This window comes from Microbacterium sp. MMO-35, from assembly GCF_037147555.1.
Taxonomy (GTDB): Bacteria; Actinomycetota; Actinomycetes; order Actinomycetales; family Microbacteriaceae; genus Microbacterium.
The window spans coordinates 400969-422346 of the sequence record NZ_JBBCVH010000003.1; the positions used below are offsets into that span (position 1 = coordinate 400969).

The window sequence follows — 21378 nt, forward strand, 5'->3', positions numbered from 1 at the left end:
CTTCCGGGTTCGACGATGAACTCTGTCAGGAATCTGCCCGATGACGACTGCGGGGCCGTCCGCGATGATGCGGACGAGCCCCGCAGCCCTACGGGGGTGCTGCTCAGGCTAGTTCTTGTAACCGGCCTGGATGTCGCTCAGCACCTGATCGGTCGGCTTGCCGTCGATCCAGCTGACCATGCCCTTCCAGAACGAGCCGGAGCCGACGGTGGCCGGCATCAGGTCGCTCGCGTCGAAACGCAGCGTGGTCTTCGGATCCTGCAGCGTCTTCATCGCGTCCTGAAGGAACTCGCTGGAGGCGAGCGAGGCGTCCGCGTTCTTGTTGGCGGAGATGACGCCGCCCAGCTTCACGCGGGCGTTCGCGAACTCGGGCGACGACATGAACTCCAGGACCTTCTTGGTCGCGGTGTTGTCGCTGAAGCCCGCGACGAACTCGCCGCCGCCCTCGATGGTGGTCTCGCCTTCCTTCATGCCGGGAAGCACGAACGCGTACACGTCGCCGTCGGGCGCCACGGTCGGCGCCTTGCCGTCCTTGGTCTTCACGTCGAGGAAGTTCGACGAGAGGAACGAGGCCTGGTGCGTCATGAGGCAGGTGCCGTCGGCGACCTTGGCCGCGACGTCGGCGAAGGCGGTCGAGTTGATGCTCTTCACGTCGCCGAAGCCGGCGTTGACGTACTTCGGGTCGAGCAGGATCGTGCCGAGGGCGTCGAAGGCCTGCTTGATCTGCGGGTCGGTGAACTTCACGTCGCCCGCGACCCACTTGTCGTAGACGTCGGTGCCGCTCTGGCGGAGGACCAGGTCCTCGATCCAGTCGGTGCCGGGCCAGCCGGAGGCGTCGCCCGAGGCGAAGCCCGCGCACCACGGTGCGGCGCCGCTCTTCTCCTGGAGCGTCTTGGTGAGCGCCAGCAGGTCGTCCCAGGTCTTCGGCACCTCGACGCCGAGCTCCTTGAACTTGGCGGGCGAGTACCAGACGTAGCCCTTGACATTGGCCAGCATCGGAGCGGCGTAGAACTTGCCGTCGATCGTGCCGTAGGTCTTCCAGTCCTTGGACCAGTTCTTGTCGACGTTCGCCGAGACCTCGGAGGGGGCCTCCTTGACCTGGCCGGTGCCGACGAGGCTCTTCAGCAGACCCGGCTGCGGCACGATCGCGATGTCGGGGGCGCTGCCGCCGGACACCTTGGTGACGATGTTGCCCTCGAAGCCCTTGTCGCCCGTGTAGACGACCTTGATCCCGGTGTCCTTGGTGAACTGGTCGAAGGACTTGTTCAGCAGATCCGCCTCGGATCCCGTGATGCCGCCGGAGATCTTGACGGTCTCACCCTTGCCGGACGAGTCCCCGCCCCCGGACGAGCCGCCTTCGGCACATCCCGCGAGCGCGAGTCCGGACACCGCAAGCAACGCCAGAGGCGCGATCAGGCGACGTCGCTGAGACATTCCCATACGTTTTCTCCTTCGAATTCGCGGGGTGGATTTCCCCAGCACTGGGGGCTCCTTCAGGAACCGCTTCCAGGCGACACTAGTGGGCTCTCCGTTACTTCCGCAATGCGGATTCGATCACAACTGGATAACCAGGCGTTTGCGCGGTGGTTCCGGTGAGAACGATGAAAGAAACCGGTTCCATAGAAGCTGGGATATCGCTATGGTGAGGGCATCCGTTTCGAGGAGGATGCGCCGTGACCGGGATCATCGATGTCGCACTGCGCGCGGGCGTGGCGAAGTCCACGGCCAGTCGCGCGCTCAGCGGCAACGGCTACGTCTCCGCCGAGACCCGGGAGCGCGTGGAGCGCGCCGCCCGCGAGCTGGCCTACGCCGCGCACTCCAGCGCATCGAGCCTCGCCACGGGGCGCACCTCGACCATCGGCGTCATCATGCCCATGGCCGACCGCTGGTACTTCGCCGAGCTGCTCGCGGGTCTCCAGCAGGCCCTCATCGACGACGGACTCGACCTCGCCCTGTACGGAGCGGCCGAGGGCAGCGCCGAACGCGCCCGCATGCTGGATCACGCCCTGGCGGGCCGCCGCTTCGACGGCATCATCGCCGTGTGCCTGCAGCCCGGCGCGCATGAGCTGGAACGGCTCGCGGGGATCGGACTGCCGCTCGTGTCCGTCGGTCCCTTCACCCAGGGCGCCGACACCGTCTCGATCGACGACGTGGTGGCCGCGCGCGTGGCGACGGAGCACCTGATCGACCTCGGCCATGAGAACATCGCGTTCCTCGGGGACGAGCCGGATGCCGACCAGTTCAGCTTCGGGGAGCGCAAGCGGCTCGACGGCTACCGGCAGGCGATGATCGCCGCGGGCCTGGAGGAACACATCAGGGCCGTGCCCACGCAGTCCACGATCCCCGAGGCGTTCGCCACCGCCGCCGCCCTCCTCGCCGACCGGCGCAGCCGCCCCACGGCGATCGCGGCGGTGTGCGACGAGGCGGCCGTGGGGGCGATCATCGCGGCGCAGCGGCTCGGCATCGGCGTGCCCAGCGAACTCAGCGTGACCGGCATCGACGACCACCGCTACGCCGAGATGTTCAGTCTCACCACCATCCGGCAGAACCCCCGGGAGCAGGGCATCGAGGCGGTGCGCCTGCTGCGCGCGCGGATGCAGGATCCCGAGGCCGCACTCGAGCACGTGGTCTCTCCCGCGACCCTCGTGGCCCGCCAGTCGACGGCCCCGCCGCGAGCGGAGACCGCCCGCTGACGCACGAAGGCCCCGGGAGAACCCGGGGCCTTCGCAGCGTCGGAACGCAGGTTTCGTCTCGGGCGCGCTACGCGCGTCCTCGCTCAACCTGAGTCGCAGGCGGGGGCACCCGGGGGGGCCGCGGGGTCCCCCCCCGCCCCACATGGGGGGGGCCCGGGCCCCCCCCCCCCCCTCGACTCACTTGAGGGTGACCGTAGCGCCGGCCTCCTCCAGGGAAGCCTTGGCCTTCTCGGCGGCCTCCTTGTTGGCGCCCTCGAGGACGGCCTTCGGGGCACCGTCGACGACGGCCTTGGCCTCGCCGAGGCCGAGCGAGGTGAGCTCGCGGACGACCTTGATGACCTGGATCTTCTTGTCACCGGCGGCCTCGAGGATGACGTCGAACGAGTCCTTCTCCTCCTCGGCCTCGGCGCCGGCAGCGCCACCCGCAGCGCCGGCGACGGCGACGGGAGCGGCAGCGGTGACGTCGAACTTCTCCTCGAACGCCTTCACGAACTCGCTGAGCTCGACAAGGGTCAGACCAGCGAACTGGTCGAGCAGCTCCTCGGTGGTGAGCTTCGCCATGATGTATCTCCTAGATAGATGGGGGTTTGGGGGGTGAAGACCTGGAGGCTCAGGCGGCCTCGGCGGTCTCCAGCTTCTCGCGAAGAGCATCGATGGTGGCCGCGGCCTTGCCCATCGTCGCCTTCATCATGCCCGCAGCCTTCGCCAGCAGAACCTCGCGGCTCTCCAGGGAGGCGTACTTGTTGACCTCGTCGGCACTCAGGGCGTTGCCCTCGAAGATGCCGCCCTTGATCACGAGAAGCGGGTTGGCCTTGGCGAAGTCACGCAGAGCCTTGGCGGTGGCGACGAAGTCGCCGTGCACGAACGCGACGGCCGACGGACCCTTGAGGTCGTCGTCCAGCGCCGTGATCCCCGCGTTGTTCGCGGCGATCTTGGTCAGCGTGTTCTTCACCACGGCGTAGTTCGCGTCCTGACGGATGTTGTTGCGCAGCTGCTTGAGCTGGGCAACCGTCAGACCGCGGTACTCGGTCAGCAGGACGGCGTTCGAGTTCTCGAAATTCTTCGTGAGCTCGGCGACCGATGCATCCTTCTGCGCCATGGTCACTCCTTGATGAGTACGGGATGCTCCACGGCGGTGGAGCACCGGCCTCGACCGCCGCGCTCTGCAGGCAAACAAAAACGCTCCGGCGCAAGCGCACGGAGCGTGGTCCAGGATCTGGAGTTCGTTCGTGTCACCTGCGCGGGCCTCTGCTGTTCGGATCCAGGATCCGGCAGTGCTTCGATCGCCTCGTGCTCGCGCACACGACGATGACCAGCGGTCTTCGGTTGGTCCCAGACTACGGCATCGGCGCCCCTCCCCCAAATCGGCGCCGCTCTCGCCGCCGCGTCGCCCGCTCTCGCCGCGAGCGCACGGGAACCCGCCGACTGCACGGGAACTTCGCGCTAACAGCCCGTGCACTCGGCAACCACCCGTGCATTCGGCGCGGGGCATCATCGGCGACCCTGCGCACCGGCATCCGGCGGACGCACGCCGAACGAGGCGAGTCGGCGGCCGAGGGCGGCCGGTGTGCCGATGTGCTCCATCCCCCAGCGGGCGAAACGGTTCTGCGAGGCACCGCGGATCCAGTCCTCCCGGCGCTTCTCGTCGAAGATCACCTGCTCCACGGTGCGCCCCGAGCGCATCGCCTCGTCGAAGTACTTCTCCTTGCCGTCGAACTCACCGAAGCAGCGCACATCGCCGAGCTCGAAGTCCACGAAGAAGGTCCGCCCGTCCGGTCCCGCCACCGGAACCTGGAGCTCGGGCGCCGCGAACCCGAGCCGATGCAGCTGCAGTCGGCTGACGCTCTCACCGGGAAGCTGCGCCCGTCCGTCCGCGAACGCCGCGACCCATCGCGCCTGACGGACGCCCCTCCTCCCGTCGGCCTCGGCGAGGCGTCGGCCGAGCTCGAGGCGCCAGGCCGCGACCGCATCCAGATCCCACTCGCGCAGGCGCCGCGCCATCTGACGCTCCGCGGCATCCGCGACCGACACGGCCGCTTCCCGAGGCAGGACGCACAGGAGATCGAACACCGTGCGTGACAGCGAGGTGCATCGGATCCCGTCGACGATCACGACATCGGCGGCGGGCAACGGCCCCGCATGCCGCCGTACGTCGGGGCTGCTCGACACCCGCCGGGCGGCGGGCATCGTCATGTGCACGGCCGCGCAGCGGATCCGGTACAGCGGCAGCCGCCAGAGCACGGCGGCGGACGTGTGCGACATGACTGCGCCCCCGGTGCTGTCCCGCGCGACCGCGATGACGTGCGCCCGATGACGCTCCTCGGGGTGGAGCGCCGCACGTTCTGCGCCGTCGATGTACCAGCCGCGCCGGAGGTGGAAGAGCTCGCCTCGCGCAACGGCAGCCGCGAGGCACCGATCCGTCCACCCGTTCAGGATCAGATCGTCGCGCGAGCGCACCTCGTGCTCGAGGGGCGGATGCGAGGCTCCGACGAGCGGATCCGGATGAGCCGGAAGGGAATCGAACGAGATCATGCCTGATGCTGGCGCCGTGCCCAGGCATCGTGGACGGCGCCTCACGCGAAAGGTGCGGGACCCGGCGGGTTCGCCCGTTGTGCGGAACGAAGGGCCACCCGGCGTCGTCGGCCGCGACCGCACGGGAACCCGCCGACGGCACGGGAACTTCGCGCGAACGACCCGTGCGCTCGGCAACCACCCGTGCATTCGGCGCCGGGCGTTACCGGCGGACGCGGACTCCGTGCCCGCGGCGTGCCAGGGCGCCGGAGTCGGCGGCCGGAGGTAGCCTCGGTGGGTGACCCCGGAACTCGAAGCGCGCATCGTCGCCGACTCGCGCGACCGGGTGGCGTGGCTGCGCGCGCGGGCCCGCGGGATCACCGCGACCGACGTCGCCGGGCTCACCAGCGAGACCTCGATCGCCCGCGCGGCCGACGCCAAGCTCGGCGCGGGACCCCGCTTCGGCGGCAACGTCTACACCGACCACGGCCGGCGTCGCGAGCCGGAGATCGCCGCCTGGGTCGCCGCGACCCACGGCATCCTGCCCTCGTCGGCCCTGTTCTGCGCCGAGGTCGAGAAGCGCCACCTGGCCACCCCCGACGGCATCGTGCAGGAGCCGGGCGGTCGCGTGCTGCTCGCGGAGATCAAGACCACCAACAAGTCGTGGCGCTCCATCCCCCGCACCTACCTGCGACAGGTGTGGTGGCAGCAGCATGTGCTCGGCGCCGAGCGCACGCTGTTCGTGTGGGAGGAGCACGACGACTTCCGCCCGATCCACGACGAGCCCAAGTCGGTGTGGATCGACCGCGACGACCGCGAGATCGGGCGCCTGGTCGGCCTCGCCACGCGCCTGATCGACGAGCTCTACCACCGCACGACGGGCCATACGCCTCCGCGTCCCGCGCCGGCCGCGCCGAGCAACCGGGACGCGCTGCGCGAGCGCGACATGTTCCGCGCCCTCGCCCTCGCGGAGTGACGCGCTCGCGCCGGGACCAGGCCGATCACGTGCACTTGGGATTCAACCCGAGCGCGCCCGTCGTCAAGGTCTTGGTGATGCTGGCCGACTGCCAGTTCGTCCCCGCCTGATTGACGACGGTGAAGGTGACCGTGCTGCCGAGCGCGTTGCCGAGGATGCCGCCGAGCAGCCCCTCGTTGAGAGTCATCGTGTAGGTGAACGGGCCCGTCCCGGAGGAGCTGATCGTGCTCACGTAGCTCGACGGGTTGGCGGTGAGCTTCGAGGTCGGAACCGTCGTCGGCGTCAGCGGATACGCCGACTGCCACGTGACCGTCACTCCGGTGATGATCCCGAGGGCCTTCGTCGGAGTGCACGTCATGTTCGTCGGATTCGAGAGCGACCCGGCAGAGATGGTGCCGCTCGCGACGTACTCGGCATCCGTGTACGCCGCGTCCGTCAGAGCCGGCCGCGGCCACGCCAGCAGCGCCGCACAGGCTCCGATCACGAGCAGGGCGATCGCGACGCGACGGCGCGGACCGCGCTCGGCGACGCTCATGAGTCCTCACCGCCGCGGCGTCGTCGGCCGACGAGCAGGAGCACGGCCGCCGCGACGAGCAGCGCGGCCCCGCCCGCGATCGCCACGACCGGCACGGATCCCCCGGTCGCGGGGAGGGCCGGCGTCGGACCGGTCTGGATCCGGTCGCCGAACCCCTCCGCCTGCACGCGGAGCTGTGTGACCGCCGGGTCTTCCCGCGCATCGAGGCGCACATCCAGCCGGAGATGCGCGACCGCGTCGGCGGGGATCTCGTCGAGCGCGACGGTCCGGCCGTCGCGCGGGACGGTCCACGCGGAACGCAGCAGGCGCTCCCCCTCGGTGCACGTCTCGCCCTGCCACGCCGTGGGGCAGAGCCGCGCGTCGACGGTGATCGAGGCGTCCCCGGTGGCGCTGAGCCCGAGCCGCAGCGTGCCGGGCTCCGGCGCGGCCGCACTCACCACGAGGTCCCAGCGCACGCTGGCACCCGGTCCCATCGCCGCCGCAGCATCCCAGTCGGCGCTCGACACGATGCGCACGTACCGGCCCTGGACGGTCTCGGTCGTCGGCGCGGCGTCTGCTGTCGGCATCGCGGCGATGAGCAGCACCGCGGACGCCGCCAGAGCGGTGAGGATCCCGGCGGGGCCTCGGTCAGGGCGATACACGGTTCTCCGTTCCCGCGCCCCGGCGACGCGGCCCCGCGTCCGCGGGACGGTCCGCCGGACCGCCGTGCCCCTCATCGGAGCCGTCCTGTCCCTGCGGGCGGCGGCCGCGCGGCCAGAACGCCCAGATCACCAGGCCGGCGACGCCGACCGTGATCCCGCCGAGCACGAGCGGGTTGCTGAACGCGACGATCACGGGGGCGATCCCGGGGACCGAGAAGCGCACGATCCGCACGGTCGAGACCGGATACGGCGCCAGGTCGTCGTGCGCGTTCGCGTCGCCGCGCAGCGTGAGGAGGCGCTCGCCGGGCTGCGGGCCGTCCGCGACCACGCGCACCCGGTGCGTGATGGGGAGCTCGCCGGGGCGGTCCACGGTGACCACGTCTCCGACGTGCACCTGCGACGCGGGGATCTGCTGCACGATCGCGACGGATCCGGCGGGGATCGTGGGGGCCATCGAGCCGGTGCGGAACATGATGAGCGTGATGTGCGCGGTGAACGCGAGGACCACCAGCACGATACAGACGAGCCCCGCCAGGGCCAGGACCCAGAGCAGGACCTCGCCGAGCACACCTCGAAGAGAGGTGCGGCGCGACCGTCCGCCCTCCGCGGCCGGTCGCTCGTCACGGGACTCCGCCGCTGTCGTGCGGGGAGTCTCGGCGTGCTCGCCGCGGGTGCCGTCCGCCGCCGCGTTCTCGCGTGCGGCACGGCGGGTGAGGGGCTGCGTCGTCTCGGTCATGCCGTCCTTCTCTCTGTGTGATCCGCGGCGAGCGGATCGCGATCACGTGGATCCTTCGGTGCCGCCGCCGCGTGCGCCCGGCTCAGCCGGAGGTCGCGACGAACTGCCACGACTGCGCCCTCGACTGGGACTGCATCCCGTTCGAGGCCCCCACGGGCAACGAAATCGCGAAGCAGTAGTACACCGGGGTGCGGTCGGCGGCCAGCGTCTGCGAGACGGCGGCCGACGTGTCCAAGGTCGAGTTGTCCGGGATCACGGAGGTCCCGCCGGAGTAGCCGGAGGCGTTGCACGCCGATGCGCTGCCCACCGTCCGCACGCCGTAGCGGAGTTCGGTGAGCGTGCCGGTCGGCGTTCCGGCGGTGAGCCGGACCGAGCCGGCGATCGATCCGCTGGTGGCCCGCACCGAGAACGCCGCATACCCGGTGACCCCGGGATACAGACCGGTCACGGCGGGGGTGAACCCCAGCACTGCCGCATTGGAACCGGTGTGCTTGCCGTAGTCGGTCTCGGTGGGCAGCTTGCCCTCGATGCCGAATCGGGCGGCCGTGAACGAACCGGTGGCGTACTCACCGTCGTTCCAGCTCGCCAGGGTGGATGTCGCTCCCGTGCCGAGCACGAGCCCGCCGACGAGCAGCGCCCGGATCCGCAGCAGACGGATCCTTCGCACCTCAGCGCGCGGCGCTGCTCGCCTCCCCCGGTGGGCTCGCATCATGACGTCCTCAGTTCGAGGTCGCGGTGAACTTCCAGACGGCCGTTCCGCTCTGTCCCTGCTGCAGGACCGCCTGGGTTCCGGCGGTCGCGACGAAGCACAGCTTCTGCGCGGCGCCGGCGGTGGTCGGCGGGGTGCCCTTGGCCAGCGAGAAGGTCGTCGCACCGGTGGCGGTGCTGAGGTTCGCGCCGGAGAGGATCAGGGTGCCGGTCGTGGCCACGTTCGCGTCGCACACGGTCGCGCTGGGCACCGTGTAGACCTTGTACGAGATGGCCGATGCGTTGCTGCCCGTGCCGGACGTGGCGTCGAGCGCGGGCGTGACGGTCGCCGGGCTGGTCGTGTTCTTGTCGAGCTGCAGCCAGTACGACGCGTAGACGCTGTCACCGGGCGTGAGGTTGCCGAAGTTGGCGCTGAACGTCAGCGGAGCGCCGGGAGCGGTCGTGTGCTCGCCGTAGGTGGTGCCGTCCGTGGACCCCTGCAGGTTGAAGGAGCCGGCGGTGAACGTGCCGGTCGCGAACTCGGAGTCGTTCCAGGCCGCGAGGGTGATCGCGGCGCCCACGCCGAGGACGAGGCCTCCGGCGAGGACGGCGAGAACCTTGCGACGTGTGCGGGTGGATGAAGGGGCTGTGCTGGTCATGATCGTCCTCGTGGTCGGGGTTGTTGACCTCATCCTTCATTTCGGAATACTGGCATGCAAGAGCGTTCACATGTTCTTGAGGTTGGCTTCACGGATCCTTGAGGGTGCCCTTGAGGATGCCCTCCCAGAGCCACTCGACGGGGCTCCGCCGGGCCGATTCCGCGCCGGACCGACGGCTTCCTCGGCCGATTCCGCGCCGGACCGACGGCCTCCTCGGCCGGCTCCAGCCGGGCCGGCGGCCTACTCGGCCGACTCCTCCGCAGCGGGAGCGAGCGCGATCACAGGACCGAGGGCGTCCCGCCCGACCGCGATCGCGGGGCCCGCGGCGTCGACCAGCACGCCGCTCATCTCGGGCTGCTGAACGAGCACGGCGCCGATCTGCTCGGCGGTGAAGGGCAGGGGCTGGTCGCCGCGGCCGAGCGCGATGACCTCGAGCGGGTGGCTGAACAGCTGCAGGTAGCGTGCCCCTTCGGCCGTGTGCGCCTCCGCCACGCCGTACTGGCCGTCGCCGTCGACATCGCTGACCGCCACCCAGAGCCGGGCCGTGGTCAGCGCCTCGGCCACACGGGCCTCGGAGTCCGCCGCACGGGGCGCCGCGAGCAGGGCCTTGACCGCGAAGGTCGGATCCGCCTCCTCCAGCGCCTTCTGCAGGATCTCCGACGGGAACACGACACGGTGCGGCTCGGAGGCGTTGTCGATGATGAGCCCCGCGAAAGGTCCCTCGATCACGTTCTGGTAGACGGCCTGAACGGGCTGCACCACGGCGGAGGTCTCCGATGGGTCCTCATCGCCCTGCTGCACGGAGTCGCGCACGGCGGCGGCCGAGCTGAAAGCGAGCATGAAGGAGTTCTCGCCGTCGTTGACGACGGCGACGGCGAGCGGCCGGCCCTCCTTGATCTGCTCGCCGGCATCGCCGCTCACGCGCAGGAAGAGGTTGCCCTGCAGCGACTGGCGGAGCACGCCGAGCAGCTCCGCCTGGCTCGCGTCGTCGCCGAGCATGGCAAGCGCCTCGCGCAGCAGCACGTTGTCGGGCATTCCGGGGATCGACTCGGTCGGCTCCGGCGGATCCGCCGGAGCCAGCGGGAGCGGCGGACGCCCGGAAGGAGCCTGCGCCTGAGTAGGCGGCACGGGCGCCTCGTCCACGACGGGGTCGATCAGGTCATGACCGGGCTCGGGCGCCTCGGTCGGCGCGTCGACGACGGGGCCGGACGGCGAGCCCAGCCCGCGAAAGGCCTGCACCGCGATGTTCACGACCGGCACATCGGCGTCGGCCGCGCCGGCGCCGCCCTCGGCGACGGAGACCGATGCCCGGTCGGCGTCGGCGGCCTCCTCGGCGGTGGCAGGAGCGGACTCCGGCGTGACGGCATCGTCCTGCTTGCTACGGCGCGAGAAAAGACCCATTGCCCCAGCCTAACCGCGCCCTTCGCGTCAGAGCTTCTGGATCGGCGCGATCTTGACGAGCAGCTTCTTCTGACCTGCGGAATCGAAGCGCACATGCGCGATCCGCTTGGCCCCCTCGCCCGTGATCGCCTCGACCCGCCCCTCACCGAAGTCGTCGTGGCGGATCCGGTCGCCGGCGTTCAGCTCGAGATCGCCGTTGTCGCGCACCTTCGCCGTCACCCGGTTCGGGAACTTGTCCATCGCCGTGGACAGGGGCGTGAGGCCCTCGCGCTTCGGCAGCGCCCGCGCGGCGAACCGGTCGCCGGAGCCGCTGCCGGAACCGCCGAAGCCGCCCGGCCGGCGGGCGTTGAGGGCTCGGGACTGCGTGCCGCCGCGGGAGTTCACGTCGCCCGGCGACTGCCGCCAGTCGATGAGGTCGCCCGGGATCTCCTGCAGGAACCGGCTCGGCATCGCGACCGACACCTCGCCGAACTGGGCGCGGGTCATCGCCAGCGACAGGTGCAGGCGCTTGCGGGCCCGGGTGATGCCGACGTAGAAGAGGCGCCGCTCCTCCTGCGGACCGCCCGGCTCGTTCGCCGAGATCCGGTGCGGGATGAGATCCTCTTCGACGCCCGTCACGAACACGGCGTCGAACTCGAGACCCTTCGCCGTGTGCATCGTCATGAGCGAGACCACCCCGGACTCGTCGTCGAGGTCATCGGCGTCCGAGACGAGCGCGACCTCCGTGAGGAAGTCGGCGATCGTGCCCTCGGGATTGTTCCGGGCGAAGTCGCGGGTCACCGCGATGAGCTCGTCGAGGTTCTCCAGACGGGCCTCGTCCTGCGGGTCGCGGCTCGCGCGCAGCGCGTCCAGGTAGCCGCTCTTCTGCAGCAGCACCGTGAGGCCCTCCGCGACCGCGGTGGGCGGTGCGATCTCGCCGCTGGCCGGCAGCATGATCTCGGTCGCCTCGCGCAGCACGGCGTCCAGCTGCGCGATCGCGCCCTGGATCTTCGGCCCGACGCCGAGCTGGGTCGGGTGCGCGAGGGCATCGCGGAAGCTCAGCCCGTGCTCCTCCGCGAATCGCGCGATCGACGTCTCCGTCACGTCTCCGATCCCGCGGCGCGGCTTGTTCAGGATCCGCCGCACCGCCATCTCGTCGGCGGGGTTCGCGACCGCGACGAGGTAGGCGAGGGCGTCCTTGATCTCGGCGCGCTCGTAGAACTTGGTGCCGCCCATGATCTTGTAGGGCACGGCGGAGCGGATGAGGATCTCCTCGAGTGCACGCGACTGCGAGTTGGTGCGGTAGAACACCGCCATCTCCCCGTACGGCATGCCCGCCCGGCGCAGCGCCTCGACCTCGTCCGCGACGAACTGGGCCTCGTCGTGCTGCGAGTAGCCGGTGAACCCGACGATCGCGTCACCGGATCCCTTGTCGCTCCAGAGCTTCTTCTCCTTGCGGTCGAAGTTGTTGCTGATCACGGCGTTCGCGGCGGAGAGGATGTTCTGCGTCGAGCGGTAGTTCTGCTCGAGCAGCACCACCTTGGCGCCCGGAAAGTCGCGCTCGAACTCGCTGATGTTGCGGATGTCGGCGCCGCGGAACGCGTAGATGGACTGGTCGGAGTCGCCGACCACGGTGAGGGCGGCGCCCGGTTCGGCGCCGGCGGCCTCCTGCGGATCCGGCTCGAAGATCATCATGCCGTTCGAGGCATACGGCTCGGGCGCGCTCCCCTGCACCGGGCGGGTGAGCTCGTGGATGAGCGCGTACTGCGCGGCGTTCGTGTCCTGGTACTCGTCGACGAGGATGTGGCGGAAGCGGCGCCGGTAGACGTCGGCCACCTGCGGGAACGCGCGGAACAGGTAGACGGTCTGCCCGATCAGGTCGTCGAAGTCGAAGGCGTTGGCCTTCTGCAGCTGACGCTGGTAGTCGGCGAACACCTCCGCGAACACGCGCTCCGCCGGATCCGACATGTTCGCCTGCCGGGCGAAGGACTCGGCATCCTGCAACTCGTTCTTGAGCTTCGAGATGCGCGACTGCATCGCGGCCGGGGTGTAGCCGAACGCGTCGGCCTCGTGCTCCTTGACGAGCCTCTTGATGAGCGCGCGCGAGTCGCCGGAGTCGTAGATCGTGAACGACTTGGTGAACCCGAACTGCTCGGCCTCGCGACGCAGGATGCGCACGCAGGCCGAGTGGAACGTCGAGATCCACATGCCGCGGGCCGTGTCTCCGACGAGCTGTGCGACGCGCTCGCGCATCTCGCCCGCGGCCTTGTTGGTGAAGGTGATCGCGAGGATCTGGCTCGGCCAGGCCTCCCGCTGACGCAGCAGCAGCGCGATGCGCCGGGTCAGCACGCTCGTCTTGCCCGACCCCGCACCCGCCACGATGAGCAGGGCCTGCCCGCGGTAGGTGACCGCGTCGAGCTGCTGCGGGTTGAGGCCCGCGAGCAGGTCGTCCGCGGGGGCCCCCGCGGACGGTCCCGCACCCGTTCGAGGGGCGGTTCCGGGCGGGAGGATGACGGGAGAGGGGGCTTCGCTCATGACCTTCCCAGTCTAGGTCGAGCAGCGGACATCGACTCCGGCGCGGAGGGCGTCAGCGGAGCACCGCGGCGCCCAGGTCCGGATGGTCGACGAAGACCCCGTCCACCCCGGTCGCCGCGATCGACTCCCACTCCGCCCGGTAGTCGCCGAACGCGGCCTTGCGCGCTCCCCGGCGGAAGCGGTGGTCGAGGAACGCGTTCTCCGGACGACAGGTCCAGGTGAACACGTCCAGCCCGCGTGCGTGCGCCGCCCGGACCAGGTCCGCTCCGTGGTCGCGCAGCAGGATCGCCTTGTCCACGCTGATGCCGTCGACCTCGCCGGCCAGCCGGTCGAGCCCCTCCGGGGCGAGCGCCTCCGCATAGGTCTGCGCGTCGGCGCCGTCCCGCGCGACGAGATCCGCCGGCGCACCGGTCGCCTCCAGCAGGTACACGAACCTCCCGCGGACGCCGCGCCCGCGCAGCTCCGCCAGGACGGTCTGCTCGAACGACTCGATCCAGAGCGGGTGCTCCCCCGACGCCCATCCGGCCGCGCGCAGGTCGCGCTCGACCAGTGCCGCGAGATCGTGCCCGATCCGGGCGAAGAAGGTCGCATGCTTGATCTCCAGCACGATGCCGAGCTCGCGACCGCGCTCGGCCGAGGCGTCGGCGACGAGCGCCAGCAGATCGGTCAGCCGCAGGATCGGCTCGGTGCCGTCGAACTCCGCGGATCCGGGACGCAGGGCGGGGATCCGCTCCCGACAGCGCAGGGTGGCGAGCTCGGCCCAGGTGAAGTCCTCGGTGAACCACCCGGTGAGACGCTCCCCGTCGACGCGCTTCGTCGTGCGGCGATCCGCGAACTCGGGATGGTCGGCCACGTCGGTGGTGCCCGAGATCTCGTTCTCGTGACGGATCACCAGTACCCCGTCGGCGGTCGCGACGACGTCGGGTTCGACGGCGTCCGCCCCCATCGCGAAGGCGAGACGATAGGACGATGCGGTGTGCTCCGGCCGATGACCGGGGGCGCCGCGGTGGCCGATCAGGAGCGGACGGACGGACGGATCCGTCGGCGAGACGTCGGGCGGGATCCGTCGGGTCACGCTCTCAGCGTACGGCAGTGCTCCTCACGGGTTCCGCCGGTACTGTAGAGGGAAGATGACCACCACTTCTGAGGAGTGAGGCCGACCATGAGCAACTTCGCCTTCAACAACCCGGCGTTCAAGGAGCGGGATCCGCGTGCCGTCGCGACCTATCCCGGGGGCGCGCAGGCGGGTGGCCAGTACGCGCCGCCGCCGCCCGCGACGCAGCTCGCCGCGGCCCAGCAGGCCGCCGTCAACGCGAACCTCGAGGGCATGTATGCCGCGCCGTCCGCCGGCGCCATCGAGACCGACCGGATGACCGTCGAGGACACGGTCTGGAAGACCGCGGGCCTGTTCGGGATCCTGCTCGTCTTCGCCGCGGTCGGCTGGTTCTTCACCCTCGGCGGGGTGGCCGTGCCGCGCACGCCGACCGCCGTCGCGATCTGGCCGTGGGCCGTGGGCGCGCTCGGCGGCTTCGTGCTCGCGATGGTCGTCAGCTTCACCTCGCGCAAGAAGGTGCGCCCGGCGCTGATCTTCGCGTACGCCGCGTTCGAGGGCCTCTTCATCGGAGGCATCTCGGCGTTCTTCGAGGTGCTCTGGCCCGGCATCGTGCTGCAGGCGACCCTCGCCACGGCGGCCGTGGTCGCCGTCACCCTCGCGCTGTTCGCGAGCGGCAAGGTCCGCGCCTCCGCGAAGATGACCAAGATCGTGATGATCGCGATGCTCGGCTACCTGCTGTTCTCGCTGCTCAACGTCGTGCTGATGGTCTTCAACGTGCTGCCGGCGAACCAGATGTTCGGCCTGTACAGCGCCAAGGTCGCCGGCATCCCGCTCGGCCTGATCATCGGCGTGCTCGTCGTCTTCCTCGCCGCGTACTCGCTGGTCATGGACTTCGACCAGATCCAGCAGGGCGTGCGCAACGGCGCCCCGCGTCAGTACGGCTGGCTCGGCGGCTTCGGCATCATGGTCACCGTCGTCTGGCTCTACGTCGAGATCCTGCGCATGATCGCGATCGCCCGCGGCAACAATTGACGCGGCTCTGATCCGCACGAAGGCCGCTCTCCTCGGAGGGCGGCCTTCGTCGTTCTCGTCGGGGCCGGAGTCCGGTCCCGCCGAGAACGGGGCTGGATCCGTCAGCCGCGGGCCTTCTGCTCGAGCAGCGCACGCTCCCGGTCGTTGCCGGCCAGCGCCGCGGCGACCGCGAACTCCGAGCGCGCCTCCTCCGCCCGCCCGAGGCGCAGCAGCAGCTCGCCGCGCGTCGCCGGCAGCAGGTGGTAGCCGCGCAGGGCCCCGCCCGCGACGAGCCCGTCGACGATCCGCAGCGCCGACGCCGGGCCCGTCGCCATCGCGACGGCTGCGGCGCGGTTGAGCTCCACGACCGGCGAGGGCGCGAGACGCCCGAGCGCCTCGTACAGCAGCACGATGCGCTCCCAGTCGGTCTCCTCGACCGATGGCGCGACGGCATGGTATTCGGCGATCGCCGCCTGCAGGGCGTACGCCCCGCGCCCGCGGCCGAAGGCGTCCGCCCGGGCCAGGGCGGCGCGTCCGCGCGCGATGCGACCGCGGTCCCACAGACGGCGGTCCTGGTCGGCGAGCAGCACCGGGTCGCCGTGCGCATCGACGCGCGCCGGGAAGCGCGCGGCGGTGAGCTCGAGGAGCGCGAGCAGCGCGTGCACGTCCGGCTCGGCCGGCATCAGCGCGGTCAGGACCCGGGCGAGCCGGATCGCCTCGCGTCCCAGATCCGGACGGAGCAGGTCCTCCCCCGCCGACGCCGCATGCGCCTCGTTGAACACCAGGTAGAGCACGCCGAGCACGGCTCCGAGCCGGGCGGGGAACTCGTCGCGCCCCGGCACCTCGAAGGGAGCCCTGGCGACCGAGAGCGTCTTCTTCGCCCGCACGATGCGCTGCTGCACGGTGGCCGTGGGCACCAGGAACGCGCGCGCGATCTGCTCCGTGCTCAGACCGCCGACCACGCGCAGGGTGAGGGCCACGCGCGCCTCCCGCGAGAGCGCCGGGTGGCAGGCGATGAAGACCAGTCGCAGCACGTCGTCGTCGATCGCGTCGGGATCCCAGGGCGGCGCGTCCAGGGCGGCGTCCTGCTCCCGCTCGAGATCGTGCGCGATCACGGCGAGGCGATCGTCATAGCGCTCCCTTCGCCGCCACCCGTCGATGGCGCGGCGCTTGGCCACGGCCGTCAGCCAGGCGGCGGGGTTCGCGGGCACCCCGTCGCGCGGCCACTGCGCGAGGGCCTCCAGCAGGGCATCCTGCGCGAGGTCCTCGGCGAGGCCGAAGTCCCCGGTGAAACGCGTCAGCGTGGCGATGATCCGCGCCGACTCGATGCGCCACACCGCGGCGACGGCGCGCTCTGTCTCAGCGCCCTCCGTCGCCGCGGAATCGGATCCGGCCATCGCCGTCACTCGGCCGCGCGGGCGGCGGCCTCCTCGCGCCAGCCGGCCTCCTTCTGGATCCACTCGTTGTCGGCCGGGAAGTCCTCCAGCTCGGTGACGCGACGCACCTCGAGGAACGCACCCGGTCCGAGCGGCGCACGCTTGGCCCACTCCGCCGCCTCCTCGCGCGTGGACGTCTCGATGATCCAGAAGCCGTTGAACAGCTCCTTCGTCTCGCCGTAGGGGCCGTCGGTGACCAGCGGCGCCTCGCCGGAGAAGTCGACGACGAAACCCTCCGCGGCGTCGGTGAGGCCCTCTCCGGCCAGCAGCACGCCCGCCTTGATCATCGACTCGTTGTACCGGCCCATCGCCTCGATGACCTGCTCGAACGGCATGTCCTCGTACGCCCGCACGCCCTGCTCGTCCGCGCGCATGATCAGCATGAACTTCATGATGTCTGTCTCCTCATCGGGGGTCGTCCTTCGACCCTCTCACTCAAGACGTCGAACGAGAAGACGCGGGATCGACAGCTCGTCGAGAATCCTTCGAAGTTTTTCTAGACTCCGGATGTGACGTCCTCCTCCCGCCTGGCCGCCGAGATCCGCGAGACCCTGCGTGCGGCCGCGGATCCCGCTCTCGCACCGGGCCAGCAGGCCTACATGAAGTCGGCCATGCCGTTCCTCGGAGTGCGCGTGCCGGAGGCGCGGCGGCTGGCCACACAGGCGGCGCGCGGTGTCGCCGACGTCGATGAGCTGCGGGAGGCGGCCCTCGACCTGTGGCGGGAGGCCGAGTACCGCGAGGAGCGCTACGCCGCCCAGGCCCTGATGGCGCTGCGGCCCCTGCGCGGGCTGCTGGACCTGCTCGACGTGCACGAGGAGATGATCCGCACCGGAGCCTGGTGGGACCACGTCGACGAGGTCGCGCACCGGCTCGCCGATCTGCTCGACGCGCACCCGGTCGAGCTGGCCGTGGAGCTGCGCGTGTGGGCGGACGACGAGGACTTCTGGATCCGCCGCGCGGCGATCATCGCCCAGCTGCAGCGCAAGGACCGCGTCGATCACGCCCTGCTCTCCGACGTGATCGAGGCGAACCTCGGCGACGGCGAGTTCTTCATCCGCAAGGCGATCGGCTGGGCTCTGCGCGACCACGCGAGGGCGGATCCGGACTGGGTGCGGGCCTTCGTCGACGCGCACCCCGGCCTCTCCCCGCTGAGCCGCCGCGAGGCCCTCAAGCACCTGGGCTGAGCCGTTCCAGGGGCCGGCGCGGCCGGCGCGTGAGAAGCCGGATCCTGCATGGGACATCACGGCACACGGGGCGTCTCATGCGAGAAGCGGCTTCTCGCGGATCGACGTCAGCCGAGCTCGTCCAGCGCCGCGCGGATCGCCGCCGCCGACGCCGCGAGCCTCGCCTCCTCGTCGGCGGTCATCGGCGTCTCGCCGAGCGCTTCGGCCCCGGCGGCGCTCACCACCGACGGCACCGAGAGCGCGACCCCGCTGATGCCGTGCACGTCGTCCAGCACGGTCGCGACGGGGAGCACGGCGTGCTCGTCGTTCAGCACGGCCTCCGCGATGCGGGCCGCGCTCACCCCGATCGCGAGGTTCGTGGCGCCCTTGCCCCGGATCACCGCATACGCCGCGTCGCGCACCTCGATCGCGATGCGGTCGAGCTCCGCCGGGGTGAACGGGTCGTCCGAGGGCCAGTCCAGGATCGGGACGGGCCCGATCGTCGCGTTCGACCAGAGCGGGAACTGGGTGTCGCCGTGCTCGCCCACGATGTCGGCGTGCACGCTGGCGGTGCTCACCCCCGCGCGTTCGGCGATCCGCCAGCGCAGGCGCGAGGTGTCCAGCACGGTGCCGGATCCGAACACCCGCTGCGGCGGGAGCCCGGAGATCCGCTGCGCGACGACGGTCATCACATCGGCCGGGTTCGTGACGATGATGTAGACCGCGTCGGGGGCCCGCTCGACGAGCGCGGGCATGAGGGCCTGCAGGATGCGCACATTGGTGCCGGCCAGCTCCATGCGGGTCTGCCCCGGCTGCTGCTTCGCGCCGGCCGTCACGACGATCACGTCACTGCCGTCGACCACGGAGAGATCGGATCCGCCGCTCACCGACGATGCCGTGAACTGCGTGCCGTGTGCGAGGTCGAGCACCTCGGCGTCGACCTTCTCCGTCGCGACGTCGTAGAGCGCGACCTCCGAGGCGCTCCCCCGGATGAGGGCCGCATACGCGACCGCCACCCCGACCCCGCCCGCTCCGATCACCGACAGCTTCGTGCGTCCGTTCGCCATGACTCCATCCTGCCCGCACCGGCCGGTGACCACAGCTTCGGTCGCAGCAGAAAGCGAAACACCACTTTCTGCACGAGACGTCACGACACGCGTGGTGTCTCGTGCGGAAAGTGGTGTCTCACGGATCAGCGGCGAAGCGGGAGCGACCGCGTCACTCCCACTCGACCGCTGGCGCGGCCGAGTGCCACCGGCGCCTTTCGTCGAGTGGGAGCTCCTTCGTCACTCCCACTCGATGGTTGCCGGCGGCTTCGACGTCACGTCGAGGACCACGCGGTTGACGTCGCGCACCTCGTTCGTGATGCGGTTCGAGATCTTCGCCAGCACGTCGTACGGCAGACGGGTCCAGTCCGCGGTCATCGCGTCCTCGGACGACACCGGGCGCAGCACGACCGGGTGACCGTAGGTGCGGCCGTCGCCCTGCACGCCCACCGACCGCACGTCGGCGAGCAGCACCACCGGGCACTGCCAGATGGTCTGGTCGAGGCCGGCGAGCGTGAGCTCCTCCCGGGCGATCGCATCGGCCTCGCGCAGGATGTCGAGGCGCTCGCGGGTGACCTCGCCGATGATGCGGATGCCGAGGCCAGGGCCGGGGAACGGCTGACGGCCGACGATGGCCTCGGGGATCCCGAGCTCACGGCCGATCGCGCGCACCTCGTCCTTGAAGAGGGTGCGCAGCGGCTCGATGAGGTCGAAGTCGAGGTCGTCGGGGAGACCGCCGACGTTGTGGTGCGACTTGATGTTCGCGGTGCCCGCGCCGCCGCCGGACTCGACGACGTCGGGGTACAGGGTGCCCTGCACGAGGAACCGGACCTTCTCGCCCGAGGCCTTCGCCTCCTCGACGAGATCGCGCTGCACCTGCTCGAAGGTGCGGATGAACTCGCGGCCGATGATCTTGCGCTTGGTCTCGGGATCCGTCACGCCGGCCAGGTGACCGAGGAACGTGTCGGCCGCGTCGACCGTGATGAGGCGCACGCCGGTCGAGGCGACGTAGTCGCGCTCGACCTGCTCGCGCTCGCCCTTGCGCAGCAGACCGTGGTCGACGAACACCGCGGTGAGCTGGTCGCCGATGGCCTTGTGCACCAGCGCGGTCGACACGGCGGAGTCGACGCCGCCGGACATCGCGGAGATCACGCGGGCGTCGCCGACCTGCGCGCGGATCCGCTCGACCTGCTCGGCGATGACGTTGTCGCTGTTCCAGTCGGCGGGGAGCCCGGCGCCCTTGTGCAGGAAGTTCTCGATGATCTCCTGGCCGTGGTCGGAGTGCTTGACCTCGGGGTGCCACTGCACGCCGTAGAGCTTGCGTTCCTCGTCCGCGAACGCGGCCACGGGGGTGGCCGGCGTCGAGGCGAGCACCTGGAACCCGTCGGGCGCCTGGGCGACCTGGTCGCCGTGGCTCATCCACACGTTCTGCTCCGCGGGCTGACCGCCGAGCAGCGTGGAGTCGTTGATCGGGATCATCGCGTCGGTCGCGCCGTACTCGCGCAGGCCGGTGTTGGCCACCTCGCCGCCGAGGGTGCGCGCCATGTACTGGAAGCCGTAGCAGATGCCGAGCGTCGGCACGCCGAGGTCGAACACCGCCGGATCCAGCTGCGGGGCGCCCTCTTCGTACACCGAGGACGGACCGCCGGACAGGATCAGCGCGACCGGGTTCTTCGCCGCGATCTCGGCGGCCGTCGCGGTGTGCGGCACGATCTCGCTGTAGACGCCGGCCTCGCGGACGCGGCGGGCGATCAGCTGCGCGTACTGCGCACCGAAGTCGACGACGAGGGCGGGGCGCTGCTCGGTGTCGGGAGTGTTGTCGGTCAACGGGCACCTTCCGTGGCGGGAGTGGTCGAGGAGTTCTGGTCGGAGGAGGCTTCCCGCGCGGCGAGATACGCCTTCACCTCGTGGGCGACGCGGGTCTCCATGATGAAGGAGAGGAAGGGCACGACGCCGCCGAGGGCGAGCATGATGAAGCGGAGGAACGGCCAGCGCATCAGGCTCCACACGCGGAAGCAGGCGAAGAGGTACACGACGTAGAACCAGCCGTGCGCGACCAGGATCCCCATCGAGAGGTTCAGGCCGTTGCCGGTGGACTCGAGGCCGCCGTGCACGCCTTCGACGACCGGGGCGAACCAGAGGAAGCCGCCGGATCCGCCCGCGAAGAGCTCGAGGTGGATCGGGGTGTACTTGAGGATCATCTCCGTGACCAGGAGCAGGAGCATGACGCCGGTGATCACAGAAGCGATCTGGTAGAACTTCAGCGCCCCGCGGATGGCCGGGAAGCTCGCGGCTTTCGGTTCGGGCATGCCTCC

General features: G+C 70.6%; 21 protein-coding genes. 4 read left to right on the top strand and 17 right to left on the bottom strand.

Going from position 1 to position 21378, the window contains the following annotated elements:
• Positions 1-108 precede the first annotated feature (108 nt).
• Positions 109-1440 carry an ABC transporter substrate-binding protein gene (locus tag WFJ01_RS08770; RefSeq protein ID WP_292883969.1) on the bottom strand — a complete coding sequence of 444 codons (1332 nt, stop codon included), beginning with the start codon at positions 1438-1440 and terminating at the stop codon, positions 109-111.
• 233 nt (positions 1441-1673) lie between these two features.
• On the opposite strand from WFJ01_RS08770, the gene WFJ01_RS08775 reads away from it, so the two are divergent.
• Complete coding sequence (locus WFJ01_RS08775; RefSeq protein WP_336628830.1) at positions 1674-2693, top strand: LacI family DNA-binding transcriptional regulator; 1020 nt, start codon at positions 1674-1676, stop codon at positions 2691-2693.
• Positions 2694-2870: 177 nt separating this feature from the next.
• Here the strand turns inward: WFJ01_RS08775 and rplL are convergent, their stop codons facing one another.
• The 3 genes from rplL to WFJ01_RS08790 form a co-directional block, all read right to left on the bottom strand.
• Positions 2871-3254 (bottom strand): 50S ribosomal protein L7/L12, encoded by a 384-nt coding sequence (gene rplL / locus WFJ01_RS08780; RefSeq protein WP_251445916.1) that lies wholly within the window; start codon positions 3252-3254, stop codon positions 2871-2873.
• 49 nt (positions 3255-3303) lie between these two features.
• A complete protein-coding gene (gene rplJ, locus WFJ01_RS08785; RefSeq protein WP_251445913.1) occupies positions 3304-3792 on the bottom strand; it encodes a 50S ribosomal protein L10 in 489 nt (162 codons plus the stop codon).
• A 392-nt stretch (positions 3793-4184) separates the two neighbouring features.
• Complete coding sequence (locus WFJ01_RS08790) at positions 4185-5225, bottom strand: hypothetical protein (RefSeq protein ID WP_336628831.1); 1041 nt, start codon at positions 5223-5225, stop codon at positions 4185-4187.
• A gap of 277 nt (positions 5226-5502) precedes the next feature.
• Here WFJ01_RS08790 and WFJ01_RS08795 point away from each other — a divergent pair, with 277 nt between their 5' ends.
• A complete protein-coding gene (locus tag WFJ01_RS08795; RefSeq protein WP_295035164.1) occupies positions 5503-6180 on the top strand; it encodes a YqaJ viral recombinase family protein in 678 nt (225 codons plus the stop codon).
• 25 nt (positions 6181-6205) lie between these two features.
• Here the strand turns inward: WFJ01_RS08795 and WFJ01_RS08800 are convergent, their stop codons facing one another.
• From WFJ01_RS08800 to WFJ01_RS08835, 8 genes are all read right to left on the bottom strand, one after another.
• Positions 6206-6715 (bottom strand): hypothetical protein, encoded by a 510-nt coding sequence (locus tag WFJ01_RS08800; protein ID WP_336628832.1) that lies wholly within the window; start codon positions 6713-6715, stop codon positions 6206-6208.
• Positions 6712-7356 carry an LPXTG cell wall anchor domain-containing protein gene (locus tag WFJ01_RS08805; protein WP_336628833.1) on the bottom strand — a complete coding sequence of 215 codons (645 nt, stop codon included), beginning with the start codon at positions 7354-7356 and terminating at the stop codon, positions 6712-6714. The genes WFJ01_RS08800 and WFJ01_RS08805 overlap by 4 nt, the downstream gene beginning before the upstream one ends.
• Positions 7343-8092 carry a signal peptidase I gene (locus WFJ01_RS08810; RefSeq protein WP_336628834.1) on the bottom strand — a complete coding sequence of 250 codons (750 nt, stop codon included), beginning with the start codon at positions 8090-8092 and terminating at the stop codon, positions 7343-7345. Before WFJ01_RS08810 ends, WFJ01_RS08805 begins: the two co-directional genes overlap by 14 nt.
• Positions 8093-8174: 82 nt before the next feature.
• Positions 8175-8759 carry a SipW-dependent-type signal peptide-containing protein gene (locus WFJ01_RS08815; protein ID WP_336628835.1) on the bottom strand — a complete coding sequence of 195 codons (585 nt, stop codon included), beginning with the start codon at positions 8757-8759 and terminating at the stop codon, positions 8175-8177.
• A 52-nt stretch (positions 8760-8811) separates the two neighbouring features.
• On the bottom strand, positions 8812-9438 hold the full coding sequence (locus tag WFJ01_RS08820; RefSeq protein WP_295035154.1) for a SipW-dependent-type signal peptide-containing protein: 627 nt from the start codon (positions 9436-9438) through the stop codon (positions 8812-8814).
• Positions 9439-9678: 240 nt separating this feature from the next.
• The gene (locus WFJ01_RS08825; RefSeq protein ID WP_336628836.1) at positions 9679-10839 is read right to left on the bottom strand and encodes an SseB family protein; all 1161 of its coding nucleotides are present in this window, start codon (positions 10837-10839) and stop codon (positions 9679-9681) included.
• 27 nt (positions 10840-10866) lie between these two features.
• Positions 10867-13353, bottom strand: coding sequence for an ATP-dependent helicase (locus tag WFJ01_RS08830; RefSeq protein ID WP_251445889.1), 2487 nt, complete (start codon positions 13351-13353; stop codon positions 10867-10869).
• Positions 13354-13405: 52 nt separating this feature from the next.
• On the bottom strand, positions 13406-14428 hold the full coding sequence (locus WFJ01_RS08835) for a glycerophosphodiester phosphodiesterase family protein (protein ID WP_336628837.1): 1023 nt from the start codon (positions 14426-14428) through the stop codon (positions 13406-13408).
• A gap of 87 nt (positions 14429-14515) precedes the next feature.
• On the opposite strand from WFJ01_RS08835, the gene WFJ01_RS08840 reads away from it, so the two are divergent.
• Complete coding sequence (locus WFJ01_RS08840) at positions 14516-15439, top strand: Bax inhibitor-1/YccA family protein (protein WP_336628838.1); 924 nt, start codon at positions 14516-14518, stop codon at positions 15437-15439.
• Between the two features lie 101 nt (positions 15440-15540).
• Here the strand turns inward: WFJ01_RS08840 and WFJ01_RS08845 are convergent, their stop codons facing one another.
• Positions 15541-16815: an RNA polymerase sigma factor gene (locus tag WFJ01_RS08845; RefSeq protein WP_336628839.1), complete on the bottom strand. Its 1275-nt coding sequence runs from the start codon at positions 16813-16815 to the stop codon at positions 15541-15543.
• 5 nt (positions 16816-16820) lie between these two features.
• On the bottom strand, positions 16821-17246 hold the full coding sequence (locus WFJ01_RS08850) for a YciI family protein (RefSeq protein ID WP_251445877.1): 426 nt from the start codon (positions 17244-17246) through the stop codon (positions 16821-16823).
• A gap of 117 nt (positions 17247-17363) precedes the next feature.
• On the opposite strand from WFJ01_RS08850, the gene WFJ01_RS08855 reads away from it, so the two are divergent.
• The gene (locus WFJ01_RS08855) at positions 17364-18038 is read left to right on the top strand and encodes a DNA alkylation repair protein (protein ID WP_336628840.1); all 675 of its coding nucleotides are present in this window, start codon (positions 17364-17366) and stop codon (positions 18036-18038) included.
• Positions 18039-18145: 107 nt separating this feature from the next.
• Here WFJ01_RS08855 and WFJ01_RS08860 read toward each other — a convergent pair whose 3' ends face one another.
• From WFJ01_RS08860 to WFJ01_RS08870, 3 genes are all read right to left on the bottom strand, one after another.
• Positions 18146-19084, bottom strand: a complete 939-nt coding sequence (locus WFJ01_RS08860; protein WP_295035546.1) for an L-lactate dehydrogenase — start codon at positions 19082-19084, stop codon at positions 18146-18148.
• Positions 19085-19303: 219 nt separating this feature from the next.
• The gene (gene guaA / locus WFJ01_RS08865; RefSeq protein WP_251445867.1) at positions 19304-20890 is read right to left on the bottom strand and encodes a glutamine-hydrolyzing GMP synthase; all 1587 of its coding nucleotides are present in this window, start codon (positions 20888-20890) and stop codon (positions 19304-19306) included.
• Positions 20887-21372 (bottom strand): DUF3817 domain-containing protein, encoded by a 486-nt coding sequence (locus WFJ01_RS08870; RefSeq protein ID WP_336628841.1) that lies wholly within the window; start codon positions 21370-21372, stop codon positions 20887-20889. Before WFJ01_RS08870 ends, guaA begins: the two co-directional genes overlap by 4 nt.
• Positions 21373-21378: the final 6 nt, after the last annotated feature.